At 69.2% G+C, this 22,684-nt stretch carries 25 protein-coding genes and 1 pseudogene; 10 read left to right on the top strand and 16 right to left on the bottom strand.

Annotation, left to right across the window (positions count from 1 at the left end):
* Positions 1–42: 42 nt before the first annotated feature.
* Positions 43–714: a helix-turn-helix domain-containing protein gene (locus C492_RS12320; protein ID WP_008424025.1), complete on the top strand. Its 672-nt coding sequence runs from the start codon at positions 43–45 to the stop codon at positions 712–714.
* A gap of 61 nt (positions 715–775) precedes the next feature.
* The gene (locus C492_RS12315; protein WP_008424024.1) at positions 776–1,570 is read left to right on the top strand and encodes an SIR2 family NAD-dependent protein deacylase; all 795 of its coding nucleotides are present in this window, start codon (positions 776–778) and stop codon (positions 1,568–1,570) included.
* 35 nt (positions 1,571–1,605) lie between these two features.
* Here the strand turns inward: C492_RS12315 and C492_RS12310 are convergent, their stop codons facing one another.
* Complete coding sequence (locus tag C492_RS12310) at positions 1,606–2,304, bottom strand: phosphoglycerol geranylgeranyltransferase (RefSeq protein WP_008424022.1); 699 nt, start codon at positions 2,302–2,304, stop codon at positions 1,606–1,608.
* A 157-nt stretch (positions 2,305–2,461) separates the two neighbouring features.
* Between C492_RS12310 and C492_RS12305 the strand changes: the two genes are divergently transcribed.
* A complete protein-coding gene (locus C492_RS12305) occupies positions 2,462–5,095 on the top strand; it encodes a PAS domain-containing sensor histidine kinase (protein ID WP_008424020.1) in 2,634 nt (877 codons plus the stop codon).
* A 27-nt stretch (positions 5,096–5,122) separates the two neighbouring features.
* Here C492_RS12305 and C492_RS12300 read toward each other — a convergent pair whose 3' ends face one another.
* The 4 genes from C492_RS12300 to C492_RS12285 form a co-directional block, all read right to left on the bottom strand.
* Complete coding sequence (locus C492_RS12300) at positions 5,123–6,316, bottom strand: threonine synthase (RefSeq protein ID WP_008424018.1); 1,194 nt, start codon at positions 6,314–6,316, stop codon at positions 5,123–5,125.
* A 68-nt stretch (positions 6,317–6,384) separates the two neighbouring features.
* On the bottom strand, positions 6,385–7,083 hold the full coding sequence (locus C492_RS12295) for a DUF4013 domain-containing protein (protein ID WP_008424015.1): 699 nt from the start codon (positions 7,081–7,083) through the stop codon (positions 6,385–6,387).
* Between the two features lie 207 nt (positions 7,084–7,290).
* On the bottom strand, positions 7,291–7,467 hold the full coding sequence (locus tag C492_RS12290; RefSeq protein WP_006108486.1) for a 50S ribosomal protein L37e: 177 nt from the start codon (positions 7,465–7,467) through the stop codon (positions 7,291–7,293).
* A complete protein-coding gene (locus C492_RS12285) occupies positions 7,464–7,691 on the bottom strand; it encodes an LSM domain-containing protein (RefSeq protein WP_008424007.1) in 228 nt (75 codons plus the stop codon). Before C492_RS12285 ends, C492_RS12290 begins: the two co-directional genes overlap by 4 nt.
* A gap of 114 nt (positions 7,692–7,805) precedes the next feature.
* On the opposite strand from C492_RS12285, the gene C492_RS12280 reads away from it, so the two are divergent.
* Together C492_RS12280 and C492_RS12275 are read left to right on the top strand one after the other, a co-directional pair.
* Positions 7,806–8,102, top strand: coding sequence for a hypothetical protein (locus C492_RS12280; protein ID WP_008424005.1), 297 nt, complete (start codon positions 7,806–7,808; stop codon positions 8,100–8,102).
* Positions 8,103–8,145: 43 nt separating this feature from the next.
* On the top strand, positions 8,146–9,102 hold the full coding sequence (locus C492_RS12275; RefSeq protein ID WP_008424003.1) for a zinc-dependent metalloprotease: 957 nt from the start codon (positions 8,146–8,148) through the stop codon (positions 9,100–9,102).
* Between the two features lie 101 nt (positions 9,103–9,203).
* Here the strand turns inward: C492_RS12275 and C492_RS12270 are convergent, their stop codons facing one another.
* The 3 genes from C492_RS12270 to C492_RS12260 form a co-directional block, all read right to left on the bottom strand.
* Positions 9,204–9,425 (bottom strand): hypothetical protein, encoded by a 222-nt coding sequence (locus tag C492_RS12270; RefSeq protein ID WP_008424002.1) that lies wholly within the window; start codon positions 9,423–9,425, stop codon positions 9,204–9,206.
* Positions 9,422–9,865 carry a nuclear transport factor 2 family protein gene (locus tag C492_RS12265; protein ID WP_008424000.1) on the bottom strand — a complete coding sequence of 148 codons (444 nt, stop codon included), beginning with the start codon at positions 9,863–9,865 and terminating at the stop codon, positions 9,422–9,424. Before C492_RS12265 ends, C492_RS12270 begins: the two co-directional genes overlap by 4 nt.
* Before the next feature lie 71 nt (positions 9,866–9,936).
* Entirely contained in the window at positions 9,937–10,488 is a 552-nt protein-coding gene (locus C492_RS12260; RefSeq protein ID WP_008423998.1) for a hypothetical protein, read from the bottom strand.
* A gap of 121 nt (positions 10,489–10,609) precedes the next feature.
* On the opposite strand from C492_RS12260, the gene C492_RS12255 reads away from it, so the two are divergent.
* Positions 10,610–10,855: a hypothetical protein gene (locus C492_RS12255; RefSeq protein ID WP_008423996.1), complete on the top strand. Its 246-nt coding sequence runs from the start codon at positions 10,610–10,612 to the stop codon at positions 10,853–10,855.
* Positions 10,856–10,867: 12 nt separating this feature from the next.
* Here C492_RS12255 and C492_RS12250 read toward each other — a convergent pair whose 3' ends face one another.
* The 5 genes from C492_RS12250 to C492_RS12230 form a co-directional block, all read right to left on the bottom strand.
* Positions 10,868–11,584 (bottom strand): TOBE domain-containing protein, encoded by a 717-nt coding sequence (locus tag C492_RS12250; RefSeq protein WP_008423994.1) that lies wholly within the window; start codon positions 11,582–11,584, stop codon positions 10,868–10,870.
* A 195-nt stretch (positions 11,585–11,779) separates the two neighbouring features.
* Complete coding sequence (locus C492_RS12245; RefSeq protein ID WP_008423992.1) at positions 11,780–12,022, bottom strand: hypothetical protein; 243 nt, start codon at positions 12,020–12,022, stop codon at positions 11,780–11,782.
* Positions 12,023–12,028: 6 nt separating this feature from the next.
* Positions 12,029–12,454: a hypothetical protein gene (locus C492_RS12240; RefSeq protein ID WP_008423990.1), complete on the bottom strand. Its 426-nt coding sequence runs from the start codon at positions 12,452–12,454 to the stop codon at positions 12,029–12,031.
* A 3-nt stretch (positions 12,455–12,457) separates the two neighbouring features.
* Positions 12,458–13,984 (bottom strand): aldehyde dehydrogenase family protein, encoded by a 1,527-nt coding sequence (locus C492_RS12235; RefSeq protein ID WP_008423989.1) that lies wholly within the window; start codon positions 13,982–13,984, stop codon positions 12,458–12,460.
* Between the two features lie 346 nt (positions 13,985–14,330).
* On the bottom strand, positions 14,331–14,855 hold the full coding sequence (locus C492_RS12230; RefSeq protein ID WP_008423988.1) for an SPW repeat domain-containing protein: 525 nt from the start codon (positions 14,853–14,855) through the stop codon (positions 14,331–14,333).
* A gap of 211 nt (positions 14,856–15,066) precedes the next feature.
* On the opposite strand from C492_RS12230, the gene C492_RS12225 reads away from it, so the two are divergent.
* Together C492_RS12225 and C492_RS12220 are read left to right on the top strand one after the other, a co-directional pair.
* On the top strand, positions 15,067–17,829 hold the full coding sequence (locus tag C492_RS12225) for an AAA domain-containing protein (protein ID WP_008423987.1): 2,763 nt from the start codon (positions 15,067–15,069) through the stop codon (positions 17,827–17,829).
* A 40-nt stretch (positions 17,830–17,869) separates the two neighbouring features.
* The gene (locus C492_RS12220; RefSeq protein WP_008423986.1) at positions 17,870–18,088 is read left to right on the top strand and encodes a hypothetical protein; all 219 of its coding nucleotides are present in this window, start codon (positions 17,870–17,872) and stop codon (positions 18,086–18,088) included.
* A gap of 34 nt (positions 18,089–18,122) precedes the next feature.
* Here C492_RS12220 and C492_RS12215 read toward each other — a convergent pair whose 3' ends face one another.
* Positions 18,123–19,121: an AIR synthase family protein gene (locus tag C492_RS12215; protein WP_008423985.1), complete on the bottom strand. Its 999-nt coding sequence runs from the start codon at positions 19,119–19,121 to the stop codon at positions 18,123–18,125.
* A gap of 294 nt (positions 19,122–19,415) precedes the next feature.
* Between C492_RS12215 and C492_RS12210 the strand changes: the two genes are divergently transcribed.
* Positions 19,416–20,390 (top strand): arsenic resistance protein, encoded by a 975-nt coding sequence (locus C492_RS12210; protein WP_049893045.1) that lies wholly within the window; start codon positions 19,416–19,418, stop codon positions 20,388–20,390.
* 57 nt (positions 20,391–20,447) lie between these two features.
* On the opposite strand, the gene C492_RS12205 is transcribed toward C492_RS12210, so the two are convergent.
* Positions 20,448–21,455, bottom strand: a complete 1,008-nt coding sequence (locus C492_RS12205; RefSeq protein WP_008423982.1) for a TIGR04024 family LLM class F420-dependent oxidoreductase — start codon at positions 21,453–21,455, stop codon at positions 20,448–20,450.
* Positions 21,452–22,228, bottom strand: a complete 777-nt coding sequence (locus C492_RS12200) for an SDR family NAD(P)-dependent oxidoreductase (protein ID WP_008423980.1) — start codon at positions 22,226–22,228, stop codon at positions 21,452–21,454. Before C492_RS12200 ends, C492_RS12205 begins: the two co-directional genes overlap by 4 nt.
* A 162-nt stretch (positions 22,229–22,390) precedes the next feature.
* Here C492_RS12200 and C492_RS12195 point away from each other — a divergent pair.
* A pseudogene (locus C492_RS12195) lies at positions 22,391–22,684 on the top strand (HAD family hydrolase); the annotation flags it as partial.

The raw sequence follows: 22,684 nt of genomic DNA, 5'->3' as shown, positions 1-22,684 counted from the left end.
GACGCGCACAGGGAACGACTGGACGCCGCCCCACGGAGGACGATGCGCTACGCCACGGTCACGCTGAGGTGGCGTGGGCGGCGGCTCACGCCGACCGACGAGCTCTTCGGCCACGACGCTGCGATCGCGGTCGAGTCGATCCGCTACGTCAATCCCGTCAGCGACGACGACGACCGGTACGTCGAACTGCTCGAGGTTCGCGGCGACCTCGAGAAGGTTCGCGCTCTGCTCGCGGAGTCGTCGACCGCCCTCGAGTTCGCCGTCACTGGCAGCGACGACCGTGGCGTCGTCTACGTTCAGTGGCGACGTGCCGACCTCGTCGACGACCTCCTGTCGATCCTCCGCGAGCACGAGATCGTCGTCGACTGGCCGATGCGCTTCGTCGGGACCGACGGCGATCGAGGGCTCGAGATCACGGCGATCGGTACGAGTCGAGCGATCCAGCGAGCGGCCGCGGACCTCCCCGAGGGGATCCGGGTCGAACTCGAGCGACTGGGCGAGTACGAGCCCGGTGTCGATCCCGGAGCGACCCTGACCGAGCGCCAGCGGGAGCTGTTCGCCGTCGCCGTCCGGGAGGGCTACTACCAGGTCCCCCGCGAGACGACACATCGGGATCTCGCCGAGATCCTCGATCTCGCACCCTCGACCGTCGGCGAACACCTCCAGCGCATCGAGGCGAAGCTGGCCACCGCGTACGCGACCTCGATGCGGTGAGACGCGATCCCGTCGCCGGCGTCCCGCCTCGCTTTTCCCGACCCGCCACGAGTATCGGGACATGGACGACCTCGAGACGCTCGCCGAGGCGATCCGGAACGCCGACACCGCGGCCGTCCTTACGGGCGCCGGCGTCTCGGCGCCCTCCGGGATTCCAACCTTCCGGGGCGACGACGGCGTCTGGGAACGCTTCGACGAGGGACAGTTCACCGAGGGCCGCTTCCGGAGCGACCCGGCAGGGTTCTGGGTCGACCGCCTCGAGCTTCAGGAGGCGATGTTCGGCGGCGACTACGAGCCCAACCCGGCCCACGAGGCGCTGGCCGCGCTCGAGCGGGACGGCCACCTCGAGGCGGTGCTCACCCAGAACACGGACGGGCTCCACGCCGACGCGGCGGCCGCCGTCCGGGGCGACGACGTCGACGAGCCACGCGTCGAGACCGCGGACTCGGTCCTCGAGCTCCACGGCAACGCCCGCCGGGTCAGGTGTGCCGACTGCGGGCGCCGTCGTCCGGCCGACCCGATCCTCGAGCGGGCCGCCGACGGCGACCTCCCGCCGACCTGCGACTGCGGCGGCGTCTACAAGCCCGACGTCGTGCTCTTCGGCGGGCAGCTTCCGGGCGCGGTCATCCAGCGCGCCCGCTCCCTGGCCCGCGAGAGCGACGCCTTCCTGGCGATCGGCTCCTCGCTGGCCGTCGAGCCTGCGGCCTCCTTGCCCCGGCGGGCGTCCTCGAGCGGCGCGACGGTCGGGATCGTCAACCTCGAGTCAACTCCCTGCGACGACGCGGCCGACGTCGTCCGCCGCGAGGGCGTCACCGAGGCGCTGCCGCGGCTGCGGGAGCTGGTCGTCGAGGGCTGAGGGTTCCGTCGCGAGAACGGGCGGTCGCGGCCGAGTCAGGCGTCGTTGGCCGCCTCGACGGTCGCCCGGAGCGCGTCGACGCCCTCGTCGTGGGCCAGGTCCCCGACGACGATCACGTCGGCGTACTGGGCCATCGCGTACGCCGAGTCGTAGTCGCGGATCCCGCCGCCGTAGAACAGCGTCGACTCGTCGACGCCACGGCTGGCGGCCTCGACGATCTCCTCGTCGCCCAGCATGCCGGAGTACTCGAGGTAGACGATCTCCTGGCCGAACATGCGCTCGGCGACCGTGGCGTAGGCCTCGACGTCGTCGGGGCCGAGGTCGCAGTCGGCCTCGGTGAGCGTCGCCACGTCGGCCTCGGGGTTCATCACGATGTAGGCCTCGGTCGTCGTCCGGTCCCAGTCGATCTCGCCGATCCGGACCCACTCCTTGTGGGCCTCGGTGATCCAGAACGGCGAGCCGGCGTTGAACACCGTCGGGATGAGGTAGCCCTCGAGGGCGTCGTTCTCGACGACGACGCTCGGGTTGGCGGGCTCCTGGTAGAGCGGGACGTCGTGTTCGGCGCAGGCCTCGATGACCGCGGTCATGTTCTCCTCGGTCATCCCCATCGTGCCGCCGATCTCGATCGCGTCGGTTCCGGTCGCACAGAGGTCACCGAACGTGACCCCCTCGGGGAGCTCCTTGTCCGGGTCGAGCTTGAGGACGTGGTTCCAATCGGACCAGGGCGCAGTCATACCGCTCCGTTTCCCGACAGCCAGCAAAAACGCTACGAAACGGCCGCGAGACGGCGGTCCCTGAGCCGCCCGACGCACCCGTTCGCGGTCGCCCCCGCACCGACGGAGCGCGTCGGGCATCGCGGTTGTTTTCTCCCTGGGGAACGGTGGCCACGGTATGAGTGATCGGGTCGAATCGACCGACGGGTCGACCCTGGAACGACAGCGACTCCGGGCGGTCGCCGATGCCCTCGACGGCGGCGTCGTCCAGCTCGACGCCGCGGAGCGGATCGTCGCGGTCACCGACGGCGTCCTCGAGATCGCCGGCTACTCGCGGGAGCGTCTCCTCGACGCCCCCGCAGCCGCGCTGTTCGACGACGCCGTCCTCGGGAGCGACGGCGGGTCGAAACGGCGGCGCGTGGCCGGATCGATCGAGACGGCCGACGGCCGGAGCGTCGACTGCAGCGTCCGCCTCGAGCCCCTCGACGAGGACGGAACCGACCGCGGAGCGGTCTGTATCGTCCGACCCTCGGGCGGACGGGACGGAACCGAACCCGACGACCGAGAACGGACGCGGGTCCGACGCCTCGAGCGACGGGTCGAACAGCTCTCGGCCGAGCTCGACACCGTGTTCGAGCGAATTTCGGACGCCTTCTACGCCCTCGACGAGTCGTGGCGGTTCACGTACGTCAACGATCGCGCGGCCGAGTTGCTCGGTCGACCCGCCGCCGACCTGCTCGGGACGGCGATCTGGGAGGCGTTTCCGGAGCTCGTCGACTCTCACCTCGAGGAACGGTTCCGGACGGTGATGGCGACGAAAAAGCCACTCTCGTTCGAGCGCTACTCCGATGCGCTCGGGATCTGGGCCCAGATGGACGTCTACCCGACAGAGGCGGGACTGTCGGTGTACTTCCGGGACGTGACAGACCGAATCGAGCGCGAGCGCCGTCTCACCGTGTCCGAACGGCGGTACCGGACCCTCGCCGAACACTTCCCGAACGGGGTCGTCGCCCTGCTCGACCGCGACGGCGAGTACACGCTGGCCGCGGGGCGGGGGTTCGACCGACTCGACGTCGACCCCGCGGATCTCGAGGGGGCGCACTTCCGGGACGTCTGGGGAGCACCGATCGCCGAGACGATCGAACCCGCCTACCGGCGCGCCCTCGAGGGCGAGCAGCGACGGGTCGAACTCGAGCGGAAGGGGCGGACGTGGCTGCTCTGGGCCGTTCCGGTGACGGACGACGCGGGGGCGGTCGGGGCCGTGCTGACGATGGCCCAGGAGGTCACCGAGCGGAAGGAACGCGAGCGGCACCTGCAGGACGCGAAGGCCCAGCTCGAGGCCGCGACCGAGGCCGGCGCGGTCGGTACCTGGGAGTGGCACGTTCAGGAGGATCGGTTCGTCGCCGGCGCCGCCTTCGCCAAGACCTTCGGGGTCGATCCCGAGGCCGCCCGCGAGGGGGTCTCCCTCGAGCGCTTCGTCTCGTCGATCCACCCGGCCGATCGCGAGCACGTCGAGGAACGCATCCAGGCGGCCCTCGAGAGCTGCGGGGAGTACGAGGCGGAGTACCGCGTTCGAAACGCCGACGGCGAGGTGCGCTGGATCGTCGCCCGCGGCCACGTCGAGTGCGACGCCGACGGCGAGCCGATCACGTTCCCCGGGGCGGTCGCCGACATCACCGAGCGCAAGCGCGCCGAACGTCAGCTCGAGACCCACAAGCGCCAGCTCGAGACGCTGTTCGAGCTGCTTCCGGTCGCGGTCGTCGTCGCCGACGCCGACGGCCGGCTCATCGACGCCAACGAGACCGCCCGGGAGCTGTGGGGCGGCGACGTCTTCGACGCCGGGTCGGTTACGGAGTACGACCGCTACGACGGCTGGTGGGCCGACACCGGCGAGCCGATCGAGCCCGAGGAGTGGACCATGGCCCGCGTCCTCGAGGGCGAGGAGGTCGCCGACCCCGACGTCCACGAGATCGAGACGGTCGACGGCGACCGCCGGATCGTGATGACCCACGGGATGCCCGTCAGGGACGAGCGCGGCGGGATCAGCCGCGGCGTGATCACCCAGACCGACGTCACCGAGCGACGGGAGTACCAGCGCCGCCTCGAGGAGACGATCGGGAAGCTCGAGACCTCCAACGAACGCCTCGAGCAGTTCGCCTACGCGGCCTCCCACGACCTCCAGGAGCCCCTGCGGATGGTCTCGAGTTACCTCCGGCTGATCGACCAGCGCTACGGCGATCGTCTGGACGCCGAGGGCGAGGAGTTCCTCGCCTACGCCGTCGACGGTGCCGACCGCATGCGCGACATGATCGACGGGCTGCTCGCGTACTCGCGGATCGAGACCGCGGGCGAACCGCTCGAACCGGTCGACCTCGAGGACGTGTTCGGTGAGGCCTGTGGCGAGCTCCGCGGCCGAATCCAAGAGTCGGGCGCCGAGATCGACGCGGAGCCGCTGCCGCGGGTCGAGGGCGACCGCCGGCAGCTCCGCCAGCTGTTCCGGAACGTGCTCTCGAACGCGCTCACCTACTCGCGGGAGGGGACGCCGAGGATCGCGGTCTCGAGCGAACGTCGGGGATCGAAGTGGCGGATCTCGGTCCGCGACGAGGGGATCGGGATCGATCCCGCGGAGACCGAGCGCATCTTCGAGGTGTTCCACCGCCTGCACACCCACGACGAGTACGCCGGCTCGGGGATCGGGCTCGCGCTGTGTCGACGCATCGTCGAGCGCCACGACGGCGAGATGTGGGCCGACTCCGAGCCCGGCGAGGGATCGACGTTCACGTTTACGGTGCCCGCAGTCGACGAGGGGTGAACGCCGCGGGACGGGGCCGACGGTCGCTTAGACTCCCTTGCTCATCAGGTGGCTGCGGAGGACGTCCGCCTCCTTGTTTCCGGTCCCGGTGTTGACCGCGACGACCGTCTCGTCGCCGTCGAACGCACCCCGGTCGGCGAGCTCGTAGAGGCCGCTGATCGCCGCGGCGCAGGTCGGCGCCATCTCGAGGCCCTCCCGTTTCGCCACCGCGATCGCGGCGTCGAGGATCTCGGGGTCGTCGGTCGCGACGGCGCCGCCGTCGCTGTCGCGGATCGCCTCGAGGATCCACGGGCTCGCGCCGGGGTCGGGAATCTCGATCCCGCCGCAGATCGTGTCCGGGTGTTCGACGGGTTCGTGGGCGTCGCGGCCGTCCTCGACGGCCTCGACGATCGGCGCACAGCCCGACGCCTGGGCGGCGTAAAACGACGACACCGCGTCGGTCAGGCCGAGGCGATCGAACTCCCGGGCCGCCTTGTACATTCCGACGAGCCCGACCCCGCCCCCGGTCGGGTACGAGATCACGTCGGGGGTCTCCCACTCGAGCTGTTCGGCGATCTCGTAGAACATCGTCTTCTTGCCCTCGTGGCGGTACGGCGTGGCGAACGTCTGGAGGGAGTACCAGCCGTCGTGTTCCGCGAGCCCCTCCTCGAAGGCCGCGACGGCCTCGCCGATCCGTCCGCCGACGACGTTCATGTCGCCGCCGTGGACGTTGATCATCGCCTTGTTCGTAAAGCCCGACCGGGAGGGAACGTAGACGTGTGACTCCATCCCTGCCCGTCCAGCGTACGCTGCGGCCGCCTGGCCGGCGTTACCCGCCGACGCCAGCGCCACCTCGCTCGCGCCGTGTTGGTCGGCCGCCGTCACGGCGACGGTCTGGCCCCGATCCTTGAACGTCCCCGTCGGGTTTCGCCCCTCGTCTTTGATCAGCAGCCGACCGACGCCCAGCTCGTCGGCCAGGGTCGGACACTCGACCAGCGGCGTCGCCCCCTCGTCCATCGTCACGGCCGACTCCCGGGGGAAGGGAAGCAGTTCCTCGTAACGCCACAGCGAGTCGAACGGCCGCGCGGCGAGAGCCTCGCGGTCCAGGTCGACGGCGTCGTAGTCGTAGCTCGGATCGAGGATTCCACCGCAGTCCGGACACCGGTGGGTCTCCGCGTCGGCGTCGACCGTCGACTCGCAGTCGACGCACTCGAGGCCCTCGAAGGCGGCTGTCGTCTCCATAGGGGAGTGTTCGCGGCGCGGGACTAATGGCTGTTCATCGGATTCGAGCGGGGGTCCCGGCTTTGCGATCAGACGGCGGGACGCTCGCTCGAGGGCTCGCCGTCGCCTCCTTCGAGCGAGACCGGGTGGAGGTCGCCCCAGGCGTGCCCGATGACGTAGTAGGCCGCGACCAGCGCGTAGAACGCGACGATCGCACCCAGCACGGTTCCGACGAGCGGGACGGCGTTGAGCAGCCCCGAGACGAACGAGCCGACGACGACGATCCCGAACGCCAGCAGCCACCCCGTCGCGTACGTTCCCGTCGCGAGGACCGACCGGAGTTCGTCGACGTCGAACCCCGCGCCGAGGCGTCGCTCGCTCGCGAAGTTCGCGATCGCCGCGGGTGAGACGTACGCGGCCGCGAGGAACGCTGCGAGGGTGACGACCCCGGCGAGGAGGAACCCGATCGCGCCGATCGTTCCCGGCGTCCCGCCAGTAGCGAGCCAGACGCCGCCGAACAGGACGGCGCCGACGACCGCGGGAACGAGCGAGTACGCGAGCAGGATCGCAAACGCCTTCGCTCCCTCGATCGTCAGATCGCCCCAGTCCTCGAAGCGGGGGGCCTCGTCGTCGTCGCGGCTGGTCCGATCCAGCACGCGGACGACGTACCCCCAGACGAGAAAGAGCGGGATCAGCAGGAAGCCAAACAGCAGGCAGAGCCCGCCGATGATGCTCGTCTTCAGCGCGTCGTCGCTGTCTTTCAGGTAGGTGAGTGATTCGGATAGCATGATTCTCTCGACCGACTGCAGTCGCTCGCGGTCGATCGAGAGCTATACGCGCGACAGCTATATCAGGTGCTCGTCGCCTCGAGCGCCGGAGATCGACTCGAGTACCGCAGTGGAGCCACGGCTATCGAGTCGTCGAGGGCGCGGTTCGAGCGACTACCGGTTGCGGGTTACGCTGCTCGAGGAGAGCGAGTCCGAAGAGACAGAAGTTCAGTTGTCGCCGGTCTTGGACTGCCACTCGTAGTCGCGGCGCTTGGCGGACTTGCCGAAGCCGCACGACGAGCAGACCTTCTTTTTCGTGTGGTAGGACTTCTCTCCGCAGCGACGACACTTCGTGTGAGTCGTCTTGTTCTTCTTTCCTTGGCTCGGGGTTCCTGCGCCAGTCATGGAGTGATCGAAACGACGTTATCGCCGCGTATAATCGTTGTGTCTTCGACCGGGTCGCTGTCCTCGACCTCGCGGTCGGCGGCCCTCGAGACGTCCTCGAGCACCAGGTTCATGTGTTGATCGTAACCGGCGAGGTCGCCGACGTACTCGTCGCCGCTTTTGAGTCGCACGGTAACGCGCTCGCCGAGCGACGCCTCGAGAACGTCAAGCGGTCGTCCACTCATACGACACACCGCAAGTGATGGACACTTAATCGTACCGGTCGAGACGCCGACCCCTCGGGTCGACGCGCTCGAACAAGCCAAACGGCTAAGTGATCGCTCGCCGACTCCCCCGACATGGGAGAGAAGAAGTTTACCCTCATCGAGCTGAACCTCCAGGGCGACCACCAGTTCGGGCCCCGAGCGATGGACGACGCGTTGCCCTTCGGCCGGAGCGGCGACGCCGAGGACCTCGAGGAGGAACTCGACGACGAGAGCGCGGAGACCGACGACTCCGGCGGGAAAGGCGGCGCGATCGGCGCGCTGATCGCACTGGCCGTCCTCGTCGCCCTCGGCGTCGCGGCCAAGAAGTACACCGAGGAAGACGAGGACGAACTCCCCGAGGGCGAGCAGCCGGACGTCGTCGTCACGTAACGCGAGCCGAACCCTTTTGCGTTCGCTGCCCGTACGCTCGGCCGTGAACCTCTACCGTAGTGCCCGCGCGGTCGCCGGCGCCTCCGGCGACAGCGTGATCGACTGGCAGTCGGCCGCCGAGGGGGCGAAGGCGGCGACCGACCCCGGCTCGCTCGAACTCGAGCCCGGCGAGCGAGAGGCCTACGCTCGCGACGTGCGCGAGGCCCGCACCGCGGTGCGGTCGGTTTCGGGCGCCGAGTTCGACGTTCCCGACACCGTCGAGATCCAGAACCGCCACCACTGGATCGACGCCAACGTCGAGACGTTCGAGCGGGTCATGGGCGCCCTCGAGACCCCCGCCGGGGCCTTCCCGGGGGTCGCGCGCACGATCAACACCGGGACGATGACCGTCCTGTTGGCGTTTCTGGGTCGAAACGTGCTCGGCCAGTACGACCCGCTGTTGCTCGCGGACACCCCCGCCGAGGACCACGCGCTCTATTTCGTCCGCCCCAACATCCACAAGGCCGCGGACGCCCTCGAGGTCGATTCCGACCGGTTCCGCCGCTGGATCGCGTTCCACGAGGTGACCCACGCCGCCGAGTTCGGCGCGGCGCCGTGGCTCTCGGAGCACCTCGAGGAACGGATGCGGGACGGGATCGCCGACCTCTCGACTGGGTCGTTCAACAAGGCGGCGTTTACGGACCTCGACGCGGCGATGACCGTCGTCGAGGGGTACGCCGAGTTGCTGATGGACCACGCCTTCGACGACGAGTACGAGGACCTCCGTCGCAAGCTCGACGCCCGCCGTCAGGGACGGAGCCCCCTCCAGAAGCTGTTCCGGCGCCTGCTCGGGCTCGGGCTCAAGGAACGCCAGTACGAGCGCGGAAAGAACTTCTTCGAGCACGTCGTCGCGGTGCGGGACGTAGAGACCGCGAGCCGGGTCTGGGACCGGCCCGAGAACCTCCCCACGCAGGACGAACTCGACTCGCCGGGGCTGTGGATCCGCCGGATGGGACGCTGAGGCGGTCTACTGTGGCGACTTGCGGCCGGTTTGCGGTCGCTTCGGAACGGGCACACAGTAGCCGTATCAGGACTTCTCGCGACCGACGGTGTCGGCCCTCGCTACTCCAGAATCCAGCGGAGATACCAGAGTAACCCGCCTCCCGCCGCCAGCCCGACGCCCACCGCCAGCCCGACCTGCGGCAGCGCGGCGCCCCCCTGGAACGCGATCAGCCCGCAGGAACCCGCGACCAGCAGGACGAACGCGATCCCGAGGCGGGTCGAGGGCGCCGTCAGGACGCTCGTCCTCGGCGAGCGGCGGTCGGGACCCCGGCCCCGGCTCATAGCTCGTCGGCCGTGCTGACGTGCATCGTCCGGAACAGCCATGCGGGCGCGTCGTCCCCGTTCGCGCCGCCGGCGTCGCTCGAGTCGACCCCGTCGTCGGAGCCGACCGCCTCGCGACGAACCAGCGTCCCGCTCCAGCGGGTGTCGAACCGACGGTCCACCCCCGCCTCGAGGTCGGTCCATGCCATCGTCACCTCGTCGGCGAACGTGGCGTACTCGCCGTCCTCGGCCACCGAGAGCCGGCGACTCTCGATCGTCCAGTCGGTCGTCGTCTCGGTCTGGCTCTCGAGGGCGTCGGCGACGGCCTCGTAGCCGAACGCGGCCTCGCCGATCCCGAACTTCGCCGTCGACTCGTCCGCCAGGAAGTACGGCGGGAGGGGCTCACCCTGGCGAAGCGCGTCGTAGTACGCCCGGACGACGGCCGCGGCTGTGTCGCTCATACGATACGCTGTCGGAGTCGGTCGTCAAAGACTCACCGGACCCGATCGCAGACGCCCCTCTCGAGGGTGGCCTACATGAAGCCCCGATCGACCTCGTCGGTCTCGATGAGGTCGTCGAGTTCGGCGCTCAGCAGTTCGTCGGCCTCCTCGAACCGGTTCGAAAGATCCTCGAGCTCGTCGGGCCGATCGTACTGGTCGTACTCCATCGGGCCGAAGGCGGGGCTCTCGATCGCGTCCATCACGTCGTCGAACAGGTCCTGGGGTCGAGTCGGCGCGTCCGAGTGCGTCTCGAGGACGGTTTCGAGCCGTTTCGAGACCGTCTCGGCGTGGTCCTCGTCCTCGGGCGGGGACTGGACCGCGAAGCGCCCGCCGGAGTCCCGTTCGGGCAGAAACGAACCGATCTCGTCGTCGAGGCTGCGGGCCACCTTCGTCCCGACGCCGCGAACCTCGAAGGGGTTTTTCGCGTACGTCTTGAGGAAGAAGACCCCCGCCCGGGGATGCGCGAGGTACATGTCCTCGCCGACGCCGCCGGCCCGGTCGCCGGCGACCGCCCGCCAGTCCTCGGGGTCGACGCTGCGCTCGGTGACGTCCTCGAGCACGTCCTGCCACTCGCGAATCCGCATACCGAACGGTTGTCGCGGGGACAGAAAGAACGTATCGGTTGCGTCGACGCGCGAGGAGAGCGCCGCGGAACCGAAAGGGATACGGTCGCGCTCCCGACAGCGCATCCAACCGTAGACTCCCATGACCGCAGGTCGACGTCCGTCGGTCGGCGAACTGTTTCGAACCGAACCCCTCCTGACCGCGCTGCTGGCGGTCGGTCCGCTCGCACTGGCCGTCGGCCAGCTCGCCAACGGCTACGTCAACGACCTCTCGCCGATCGTGACGCTTCCGTTCGCGTTCGTCATGGTCGCGTTCGCGGCCGTCGCGACCGCCCACCGCGCGGCGCGGTACCGCCGACTGCGGCTCGAGGCCGACCTCGAGGGCTGAGCGAGGCGCGGTTCAGGTGGCCGTCTCGTCGCGCTCCCGTCGATCGATCCGGATCCCCCTGGCCGCGGTCGCCTTGAACGAGGCGCGGATCGGCCGTCCGGGCTCGATCGCCAACCGGTCCGCGCTGGCGTTCGTAATCAGCGCCTGCAGATCCGCCTCGTCGTCGAGCCGAACCGTTACGCGGGTGATCGCGTCGCCGTCCTCGAGCTCCGCGACGACCCCCGTGAACCGGTTTCGAAGGCTCGTCTCGTCCGCCCGCGGCGAGTCGTCCGGCTCGCCGAGCACGACCGCGTCGGAGCGAACGGTGATCTGCACGTCGGTCGCCTCCGCCGGGACGAGCGCCGCGATCGGACCGATCGCCGTCTCGACGGTGGCCAGCTCCCCGGTTCGGTCCCGAACCGTCCCCGAGAACACCGACTCCGTCGCTCGCGCGACGCCGTCGAGTTCGCTCTCGTGGCGATCGAACCGCTGGCGCAACTCGTGTGCCGTCCGCGTCAGCTCGGTCCCGCCGCCGCCGCTGCCCCCGCGTCGACGCTCCGTGAGCTCCCCGACGGCGTCCTCGATCTCGACGACCCGACGCTGGAGCCACGCGTACGAGCGGCCGAGCTCGCCGGCCGCCCCGTGTAGCGAGCCGCACCGCTCGATGGCGTCCAGCATCTCGATGTCGCGTCGGTCGATCGTCACGTCGCCGACGGCGAGTTTCGTGCTGTATTCTTTCTCGATCGTCATCCTTCACCTCGAACGGTGAACGGCGGGGAAATCGCCGTCTCGAGTCAGTGTAGTAGCTCGCCGTCGATAAACGTCGGGGTGTGCCCGTCGGTCGAATTCTCGAGGGCGCACTCGACCTGGGACACGCCGTGGGTGGCGACCGCCGCGCCGATACTTCGACCCCGGATCTCGGGGCCCCCTCGATCGGCGCCGCGTTCACCGTCGGACCGTCACCGTCCGCGAGGCGGTGAGAACCGGTTCCGTCGCGGTCGGACAGGCGAACAGCGCGAGCGTTCCGTCCGCGCGACGTTCCGCGGCGAAGGTGGGCGCCGTCGGGATTCCGTAGTCGCAGGGGCTTCGGAAGTTCGCCGCGACCGTCCACGTCCGCGCGAGCATTCGCCCCGCCTCGACCGACTCGTCGCGGGCGTCTCTCGGCTCGTCTCGATCTGTATCGGACATGTGCTCCTACTCCTCGTCGCTCACCGGGGCCGGTACTCGGGGCCCGTTCCCGGGGAGCGTGATCTCCGAGACGGCGCCCGTGAGCACCGTTCCGGACGGGTAAAGCGCAACGGCGAGCGAACCGGCACCGTGCATGCGAGCGAACTCCCTGACGAGGTCCGTTCCGTCGTAGCCGTCCGGTGCATCGACGTTTACCCGATCGACGAGCCGATCGCTCTGGAGCTGCACCCAGCCCGCGAGCGCGAGGTCGACCTTCGGGCCGCTCGGTCCGTCGAACCGCGCTCCGACGCTCGAGTCGCCGATCACGATCCGGTGCAGGCGCTCGTGAGCGCCCGACGGAACGACGTAGGTGCTCCCGTCGGGCGCGACGGTGAGGTGGCAGACGCGCTCGCCGTCCCACGCCGAAAACGGGACCGATGCCGGCCCGTTCATCGCCTACTCCAGCGCGATGTTGATGGTTTTCGTCTGCGTGTAGTGATCGGCGAGCGCCTCGTATCCGATCTCGCGACCGATGCCCGACTCCTTGTACCCCCCGAACGGTTGCCCGGCCGGGAAGGAGTTGTACTGGTTCACCCAGATCGTCCCGGCTTCGATGTCGCTTGCCGTCTCGTAGGCTTTCGTCAGGTCGTTGGTGAGGATCCCGGCCGCGAGTCCGTAGTCGACGTCGTTGGCCAGTTCGATCATCTTCTCGTAGTCGGTCCACTCGAAGACCTCCTGGACCGGGCCGAAGATCTCCTCCTGAACGGCGCGGTTGTCGTGATCGATATTGTCGATCAGCGTCGGCGAGACGAAACTCCCCTCCTCGAGGGCCTCGTCGTCGGGCACGTCGCCACCGGTGATGAAATCGGCGCCGGCGTCGCGAGCCTCCTGGATGTACTCGAGGGTGTTTCGGGCCTGTTCCTCGGTCACCTTCGGGCCCAGCGTCGTCTCCTCGAGGAGCGGATCGTCGACGACGAGATCCTCCGCGGCGGACGCCAGGGCGTCGAGGAACTCCGCTTTGATGTCGCTGTGGATGAACAGTCGCGACCCCGCGGAACAGCACTCCCCGGTGTTGTAGAAGATCGCCATTATCGTCGTCTCGACCGCCCTGTCGAGATCCGCGTCGGGATAGATGATCAGCGGACTCTTGCCGCCGAGCTCGAGCGTGACGTCGTGGACGTTCTCGGCGGCCTGTCCCATCACCTGCTTGCCGACCTCGGTCGATCCGGTGAACGCGAGCTTCCGGATGTCGGGATGCTTCGCCAGCGGCTCGCCGGCTTCGGGCCCGAATCCGGTGACGACGTTGACGACGCCGTCGGGGAGGACGTCGTCTACCTCGCCCATGAGCTTGAGGATCGTCAACGGCGTCTCCTCGGCCGGTTTGAGTACCGAACAGTTGCCCGCGGCCAGCGCCGGCCCGAGCTTCCAGGCGGCCATCAACAGCGGGAAGTTCCACGGCGTGATCTGACCGACGACGCCGTACGGTTCGGCGATCGTCTGGACGTGCTGGCCCTCGCCGCCGCTCGGGATCGTCTCGCCGCCGTTGACGCGGGTCGCGCCGGCGAAGTAACGGAAGTGGTCGGCGACCAGTTCCATGTCGACTCTGGATTCGCTGATCGGTTTTCCGTTGTCGAGCGTCTCGAGGAGCGCGAACTCCTCTTTGTTCTGTTCGACCCTGTCCGCGATTTCCTCGAGGACGCGCTGGCGGTCCGCGGCCGAGTAGTCCGACCACGTCTCGTCGTAGGCGGTCCACGCCGCCTCGACCGCGCGGTCGACGTCCTCGCCGTTGCCCGCCTGAACCGTCGCGAGCGAGTCGCCAGTCGTTGGGTCCCGCGTTTCGAACGTTTCCCCCGAGGAGCTCGTCGTCCACTCGCCGCCGATGTACAGCTCCAGGTTCGGAGGAACGACGTCCGCTGCGGTCTCCTGATGGCGCTGTTCGATGTCGCTCTTTCGATCGCTTCCCGACTGAGATTCGGTCGACATTCCGTGCGAACGATCACCATCCAGTACATAAAGATCTATGACTAGATAGTTACTCGATAACCAATATTGGTTTCACATACCTGGTGCCAGTTTAACTAGGTTCTAGAAATGAACCAGATATAGTTAACAGCGCGAAACTGAACGCGCGTTCCACATCCCGCCCGGTAGCACGACGTAACCGAGTAGCAAACGAGCCGGCGTTCGGTTCGCACCTGCGGACCCAAAACAGCCCGTTGGACCGCGGCGAGGGTCGGTCCAGAACCGGCATCCGATCGACGTCGGCGGTGTGAGCGTTCCCGAGGACCGAGGCGCTCGAGGCGGGCGTGAGGATTACTGCGAACGCCGCTCACGGCGCTTCGGTACCGCGATCGATCGCGACCGAACGGGCCGCTCGAGCCTCGTAGGCGTCGTACCCCGCAAGCCCCGCGACGAGCAGACCGGAGACCAGGGTGCTCCAGAACCCGTCGGTCATCCCGAACAGCGCGGGCGCGACGATCAGCCAGATCCCGAGGATCGCCACCAGCGAGGCGACGCCGACCGAGAGCGGAACCCCGTTAATCAGTCGGTAGCAGTTGTACGCCCCCGCGACCAGGACGACGGACCCGACGAGGGCGTTGTTCCACAGCGCGGCCGCCCCGAAGTCGTAGACCAGCGCCGAGACGGCGACCCAGGCGCCGATCGCGGCGACGGCGGCGCTGATGAGGGGGGTGTGACGCCGTCGCTCCTCGCTCGCGATCGGGGCGGAACCGTCCCCGGGATCTCGCCCGCGGCCGTCGCGGTCTCCGGTCCCGGCTCCCGACTCGGCCTCAGCGGGGCGACGGTCCTCCGGCGACGCGTCGGGTCGACGGTCGTCACCGTTGGAGTCGTTCACGGCGGCCGGGGTTCGGTCCGAACGTCTAAAAGGGACGCGACCGTTACGGCGGACGAATCGGACGTCGCGGGAGTAAGCCGGCGTTACACGAAGAAACAGTGCCACCTCCCACGACTGCAGTCGTGGGAGGACGTCAGGGAGCCGGCGGACGCGGGCCCCCCCTCGCGGCGCGATCGATACCGTTTTTGACGCCTCGACCGTGACGACAGGCGTGGACGTACGCGGAACGGTCGCCGACGAGGTCGAGGTGCGCTCGGTATCGACCAGCTACGGCGAAACCGACCTCGCCGAGGTGCAACTGGTTCGGACCGAAACCGGCGCCGCGGGTCACGACGAGCGCTCGCTCGAGGATCCCGAGCCGACCACGGTGACGCTGTGGAACAAGTGGACCGAGTCGGCCGAGCTGCTCGAGCCTGGGATGGAACTGCTCGTTACCGACGCGGAAACCGACGACTACCGGGGCGAAACGCGCTACAAGACGACGGGAGAGTCCTACGTCGTCGTCGAGCCGAGCTTCCTCGTGAACGTAACCGCGATCCGAAACTGGACGGAGTGTCCGCGGCTGTACTACCTCAACAAGCTCTCGGGGGTGCCGCTGAACTACCCCGTCGTGAAGGGGACGCTGGTCCACGAGGTGTTCGGCGACCTCCTCCGGGGCCGGGAGCTCGAGGAGTCGATCGACGCCCGGGTCGAGGAACGGGGGCTCCAGCTCGGCCTGCTCGGAGAGGACCCGGAGTCGGTCGCCGAGGACGTCAGGCAGAACGCGAAAGCGATCGAGGGCTGGCTCGAGCAGGGTCGGCTCACGGAAGAGGATAGGGCGGCTCCTGCCGCCGGCAACTCGGAGCGGGCGTTCTCGCCCGCGGAGAGCAGCTGGCGATCCGAACAGCTGTTGATCAGCGAGACCTTCGGCATCCGCGGGCGAGCCGACGCGATCCGGCGGGGCGCGCCCGTCGAGCTCAAGACGGGGAAGAACCTGAAGAAGGAGCCCCGATTCAAGGACAAGGTCCAGGCCGCCTGCTACGCCCTGTTGCTCGAGGAACACGGCGGGAGCGTCGACACCGGGACGCTGCTGTACACCAAGAACTCGGCGCTGGATCGCAACGAGGAGACCGGCGACCTCACCCCCGCCAAGGAGTTCTCGATGGGCGACGGCCTGCTGAAGTACGTCGTTCGATTGCGCAACGAGATCGCTGCGGCGGAGGTCGCGGGCGACGTGCCGACGGGCTACGAGGGCAACGCCACGTGCGAGTACTGCTTCGAGCAGGACACCTGCATGGTCGTCTCGGGGCGGCTCGACCAGGAGTCGAAGGCCGGCCAGATCGGCCAGCCCCTCCCCGCGGAGGAGCGCGAGTACTTCGAGCGGTTCTCCGGAGCGATCGAGGCCGAGCGCCGGGAGGTCCACCGCGAGTACGCCAAGCTCTGGGAGCAGGACGCGCAGGAACGGGCCGACGACGACCGCGCGCTGATCGACCTCGAGTTCGTCGAGCGACGCGAGCTCGAGGCGGGCCGGTGGGAGCTTCGGGCCCGCCGAACGGGCGGGGCGAGCTCGAAGCTCCGGGAGGGGGATCTCGTCCTCGCGAGCGACGGCCACCCGGTTCGCGGCCAGTCGGAGCTCGCGCGGATCGAACGGTTAGACGAGGACGGGGTCGTCCTCACCGCCGACGAACCCGTCGCGGTTACCCGGCTGGACGTCTACCCCTCGGAGCTGACGACCGATCGGCTGCTCGTCGCGTTACACGACATGCTCCTGAAGGGCGACGAGCGACGCAAGGACGTGCTGTTCGACCGGGCGAACCCCGAGTTCGACGCTCCCGACGAGACCTTCGTCGACAACAACGACGCCCAGGACGAGGCGGTTCGAAAGGCCGTCGGCGCGCGGGACTGCGCCCTGATCCACGGCCCCCCCGGAACCGGGAAGACCCACACCATCGCCCGCGCCGTCCGCGCGATGGTCGAGCGCGGCGAGCGGGTCCTGCTGTCGGCCTTTACCAACCGGGCGGTCGACAACGCCCTCGAGGCCGTCCTCGAGCAGTTGGGGGACGCGATCGACGAGCACCGGGTCGTCCGCGTCGGCTCGGAAAGCGGCGTCCGCGAGGACATGGAGCCCTACCGCCTCGAGCGGGCGGGCGATCCCGACGAGCGACTGGCCGAACTCGAGGACGCGCGGGTCGTCGCCGCGACGACGGCGACCTGTGGCTCCCGCGTCATGAAAGAGCAGTCGTTCGACGCCGCCCTGGTCGACGAGGCCGCGCAACTGACGGAGCCGGGGACGTTCGCGGCGACGAACCTCGCCGAGCGGTTCGTCCTGGTGGGCGACCACGAGCAACTCCCGCCCGTCGTGCGCGCGGAGAACGAGCTCACCGAGTCGCTGTTCGAGCGCCTGGTCGACCTCCACCCCGACGCGGGCGTGATGCTCGACCGCCAGTACCGGATGAACCAGCGCATCCAGGCGTTCCCCTCGCGGGAGTTCTACGACGGGACCCTGCGTCCCGCCGAGCCCGAGGTCGCCGGACGAACCCTGGACGACCTCGAGGGCGTCTCCCGCGAGGCCCTTCCGGCCGACCTGCGCGATCCCGTCGCATTCGTCGACGTCGAGGGGGACGGGTCCCGATACACCGACAGCGAGGAGGCGGCCCGCGTCGCCGAGCTGATCGACGCCTACGAGGCGGCCGGGGTCGATCGAGCCGACATCGGCGTCATCGCCCCGTTCCGCGCGCAGGTCTCGGAACTCTCGAGCCGCGTCCCCCCCGAGGTCGCCGTCGACACGGTCGATCGCTTCCAGGGCTCGAGCGAGGAGGTCATCGTCGTCTCCTTTACCGCGACGGGAACGCTCGAGGGGCCGATCTTCGAGGACTACCGCCGGATCAACGTCGCGCTCACCCGTCCGAAGCGCGCGCTGGTGCTCGTCGGCGACAGCCGAGCGCTGTCGGCCGATCCGGTGTACGGGCGGATGCTCGAGTGGGCGCGAACCTGAAACCGAGCAGGATTATGTGCCTCGATCCGTACGGCCGGGTATGTCCGAGGAGCTCCCGGTGAAGATCACGGATCTGCTCGCGCTCACCGTCGTCTCGGTGATCGGCGGCACCCTGATCGCGAGCTGGACGCTGTCGCCCCGGCTCACCCCGCGGTTCGCCGTCTCGATCCTCTCGGGGACCGTCCTGTTGCTGTTTTTCCTGTTCATTCCGGTGATGGGTGCGCGCCTCTTTCTCGACGATCGAACGGACGGCGAGTAGGGATCCGGACGGATTTACCCGGTCAGCAAAGCCCTCAGTCGGCCGCGTCGGCGGCTTCCCACAGCGGGTAGAGGTCGTCCCGGATCGGATCCGCGATCGTCTCGCCGTCGAGCTCGAGGGCGAACCCGCTCGAGTCGGCGGGCTCGTCGACGGTTCCGATCGCCGCGGCCTCGATCCCGGCCGACTCGAGGCCCGCCAGGCAGTCGTCGACGGCGTCGTCGGGGACGGTCGCGAGCAGGGCGCCGGAGCCGAAGATTCGCAGCGGGTCGACGTCCGCGGCCCCGCAGAGCGTCTCCGTCTCCGGACGGATCGGCACCGCGTCGCGATCGACCGCGATCCGAACGCCGGAGGCGCGGGCGAGCTCAAGCAGTCCCGCGGCGACGCCGCCCTCGGTGGGGTCGTGCATCGCGGTCGCGTACTCCCGGAGCACGCGCCCGTCGGGGACGACGCTGATCTCTTCGAGGAACTCCGCGGCGCGCTCGCGGACGGCGGCGTCGACCCCTAGCTCGTCGCCGAAGTCGGCCGCGAGGATGGCCGTCCCCTCGATCCCCGCGGCCTTGGTGAGAACGACGCGGTCGCCGGGCTCGGCGCCGCCCGTCGGGACGAAGGCGTCGGTCGCCCCCATCGCGGTCAGCGAAACCAGCGGGCGCTCGAGCTGGTCGACGTACTCCGAGTGGCCGCCGACGATCGAGGCCCCGACCTCGCGGGCTGCGGCGTCGACGTCCTCGGTGATCTCCTCCAGCGGCGACTCCTCGCTCGGGAGCAGGATGACGGTCGTGAGCCAGCGCGGGTCGGCCCCGGAGGCCGCGACGTCGTTGCAGGCGACGTGGACCCCGAGACGGCCGACCTGCGAGGCCGCCAGCGAGATCGGATCGGAGCTGACGACGAGGGTGCCCTCGCCCTCGGGCCAGGCGATCGCCGCGGCGTCCTCGCCGTCGGCGGGTCCCTGGATCACCGACGGGTCGTCGCCGGCGGTTCCGGCGCGACCGAACACGTGCTCGAGCAGCTCCTCCGGCGGTACCTTTCCGGGCATACCACGAACTGTGCGGATCGGCGGTTTGTAGCTGTCGACAGCGGACCGCGGGCGCGGTTAGTGTTCACCGTCGCTCTCGAGGGCGTCGAACAGCGCCGTCACGCGGCGCTCGATCTCGTCGCGCTGCTCGCGCGTCGTTCGACTCGAGCGACCAGATCCGGACTTCACCGTCCCGACGACGAACGCCGGAGCCGAACGGCCATCGTCACGACGGTGTCGGCGTCGGCCGCGTTCCCGGCGAACCCGATCCACGATCCCAACCCCTATTCCGCCGTTCCCGCTAGACGGCACACCGTGGACGCCTTCGAGAGGTACCAGTCGGTCTTCGTCCTCGCGGCGATCGTCGTCGGGCTCGCGCTGGGCCAGCTCGAGGGCGCTCCCGCCGTCGCCGACGCGCTCATCCTCCCCTTCCTGATGGTGATGCTGTTCGGCGCGTTCGCCGGGACGCCCCTCTCGAAGCTCCGGTCTGCGTTCGGTAACCGTCGGGTCGCCGGCTCGAGTCTCCTCGTGAACTTCGTCTGGAACCCGCTGCTGGCCGTCGGGCTCGGCGCCGTCTTCCTCCGGGACCACCCCGCGCTGTGGGTCGGACTGCTCATGCTTATGGTGACGCCGTGTACCGACTGGTACCTGATCTTCACCGACATCGCCGACGGCGACGTCCCGCTGGCGACGTCGATCCTGCCGTACAACCTCGTGTTACAGCTCGTCCTCCTGCCCGTCTACCTCTACGTCTTCGCGGGCGAACTCGTCGAGCTGCCGCTCGCGTTGCTGCTCGAGAGCGTCGCCCTCGTGTCGGTCGTCCCGCTCGTCCTCGCCGGCATCGCCCGGAAGGGACTGGTCCGCTGGCGGGGCGACCGGTGGTTCAACCGGACGTTCCTGCCGAAACTCGGCCCGACCCAGATCGTCTTCCTGAGCCTCGCCATCGGCGCGATGTTCGCCTCGCAGGGCCAGGCGGTCCTCGAGAACCCGGGACTGCTCGCGCTGCTGGCCGTTCCCGTGATCGCCTTCTACGCGCTCAACCTCGCGATCGGGTTCGGGATCGGCCGCATCCTCTCGTTTTCCTACGGCGAGATGGTCTGTTTCAACAACACGATCCTCTCGCGGAACTCGCCGACGGCGCTGGCGATCGCCGTCGTCGCCTTCCCCCACGAGCCGCTGATCCCGCTGGCGCTTGTCATCGGGCCGCTGCTCGAGTTACCGCTGCTGGGACTGATCGCACAGATCCACACGGGGATCGCCGATCGGGACTGGTGGCCGACGAGATCGTAGCGCGCGCCCGTAACGTCCGATTCGAGCGACCTTCGAGTCCCGACCGTGCTCGAGACCTCACTCCCTCGAGTCGGGCGCAAGCGCGTCCATCGTCGCCTCGATCTCGCTTTCGTCGGCACCGCGCGGGAAGCTGACCGCGACGGCGTCGATCCCGTCGACGGCCTCGAAGCGCTCGAGTCGCTCGCGGGCGGTTTCGGGATCGCCGACGGCACAGAGGTCGTCGAGCAACTCCTCGGAGACCGCCCCGAGCGCGCGTTCCCGATCGCCCGCCTGCCAGGCGTCGTGGATCGTTTCGGCCTCGTCGTAGCCCTGGCGCTCGAGAGCGTCCCGGTAGAACGTGCCCATCCCGCCGACGTAGAAGGCGACGTGCTGGCGGGCGAGTTCGCGGGCGCGATCTGCGTCCTCGAGAGCGCAGCAGGTGACGCCGACGGTGACCGCGACGTCCTCGGGGTCGCGCTCGCCCAGTTCGGCCCCGCGCTCGAGGTCCGCGAGCCGATCGCGGACGCCGTCGGGGGCGAGCATGATCGCGTGCCAGCCGTCGGCGAACCGCCCCGCGAGTTCGACGGCCTTCGGTCCCATCCCGGTTACCTCGACGGGTGGAGCGGGATCGGGCGCCTCGCAGCGGAGCCGGAAACCGGACAGCGAGAACTCGTCGCCGTCGTAGTCGACGGGCTCGCCCGACAGCACCTGCCGGACGATCTCGACGGTCTCGCGGGTCCGCCGGAGCGGGTTGCCGTACTCGAGGCCGTGCCAGTTCTCGATCACGACGGGGCCGCTGGGACCGATCCCGAGCCGGAACCGACCCTCGCTGGCCTCCTGGAGGGTCGCGGCGGTCTGGCCCAGCAGGGCGGGCGAGCGGGAGTAGGCGTTGACGATGCTGGTGCCGAGATCGACCGCGTCCGTTCGTTCGGCGATCGCCGTCAGGACCGTCACCGCGTCCCGACCCCACGTTTCGGGCAGCCAGACGCAGTCGTACCCGCCGTCCTCGGCCCGTCCGGCGTAGTCGGCCAGCGAGTCGACGCTCGGCTGGGCCGCGACGGGCAAGTGAACGTCCCGGTCGGTCATACGTCGGGCGACTCCTCGATGCGGGGCACTCCCTGCGCGGTGATCGTCTCGCCGACGACGTACGAGGAGGCGGGGCTCGCGAGGAACTGCGCGAGGTCGGCGATCTCGTCGACGGTCCCCATCCGGCGTTCGACCTCGGTGCGGTCGACCTCGTCGGCCGAGATCCCCATCTGGCTCTCGACGCCCTCCGTCGCGACGAACCCGGGCGCGATGCAGTTGACCCGCACACCCTCCGAGGCCCACTCGTAGGACAGCGTCGTCGTCAGGTTGACCACCGCGGCCTTCGCGGCGCCGTAGTGACTCATGTACGGCGAGCCGGTCTGGCCCGCGACGCTGGCGAGGTTGATCACGATCCCGCCGCCCGCTTTGAGGTGTTTCGCTGCGGCCTGCGTGCAGTGGTAGGTGCCGTGAGCGTTGATGTCGACGATCGTCTTCCAGCCGTTCTCCGAGATGTCGTCGAAGTTCGCCATGAACGAGGCGCCCGCGTTGTTGACGAGCACGTCGAGCCCGCCGAACTCCTCGACGGTCGCTTCGACCATCGCGTCGACGGCCTCGCGGTCGGTGACGTCGCACTCGACGGGCAGGGCCTCCCCCGGGCGGTCGCTCTCCTCGATCTCCTCGGCCACGGGATCGACGTTGTCCTGCTCGCGCGAGCAGATCACCACGTCGACCCCGTCGTCGGCAAAGCCCTTCGCGATCGCCGCGCCGATCCCGCTCGAGGCGCCCGTAACGATCGCGACGTCCCCGTCGACGCCGAACTGGTCCGTGCTCATCGGCAACCACCCGCCGGAGAATCTATTACCATTGTTAGCAACAGTACCTGATATGGAGACACTGTTAATAAATGTGGGTGCGGATCGCGTCGCGGGAGGGACGACCGCCCGGATCGACGAGTCCGAACTGCGAGGACGGCCGCCCCGTTCTCGCGGCGACCGATGACGGGAAACGACGCTGCGGCCGATCGCGAGTGGGAAGCAGTCTTCTGGGACATCGGCGGGGTCGTCCTCGATCTCGAGTCGGTCCGGGCCGCCCACGCCGCCTTCGTCGCGGACCTGCTCGAGCGCCGCGACGTCGACGCGACCCCCGAGGACGCCCTCGAGACCTGGCGGGCGACCGTCGGCGACTACTTCCGCGAGCGAGAGGGCACCGAGTTCCGGGCCGCCCGGGAGGGGTACCACCGGGGCGTCGCGGCGATCGTCGGCGAACCCGTTCCGCGCGAGGAGTGGCGG

This window comes from Natronococcus jeotgali DSM 18795, assembly GCF_000337695.1.
Classification (GTDB): domain Archaea; phylum Halobacteriota; class Halobacteria; order Halobacteriales; family Natrialbaceae; genus Natronococcus; species Natronococcus jeotgali.
The sequence above is the reverse complement of the archived record's forward strand: the minus strand, read 5'-3'. Positions and strand labels throughout refer to the sequence as shown.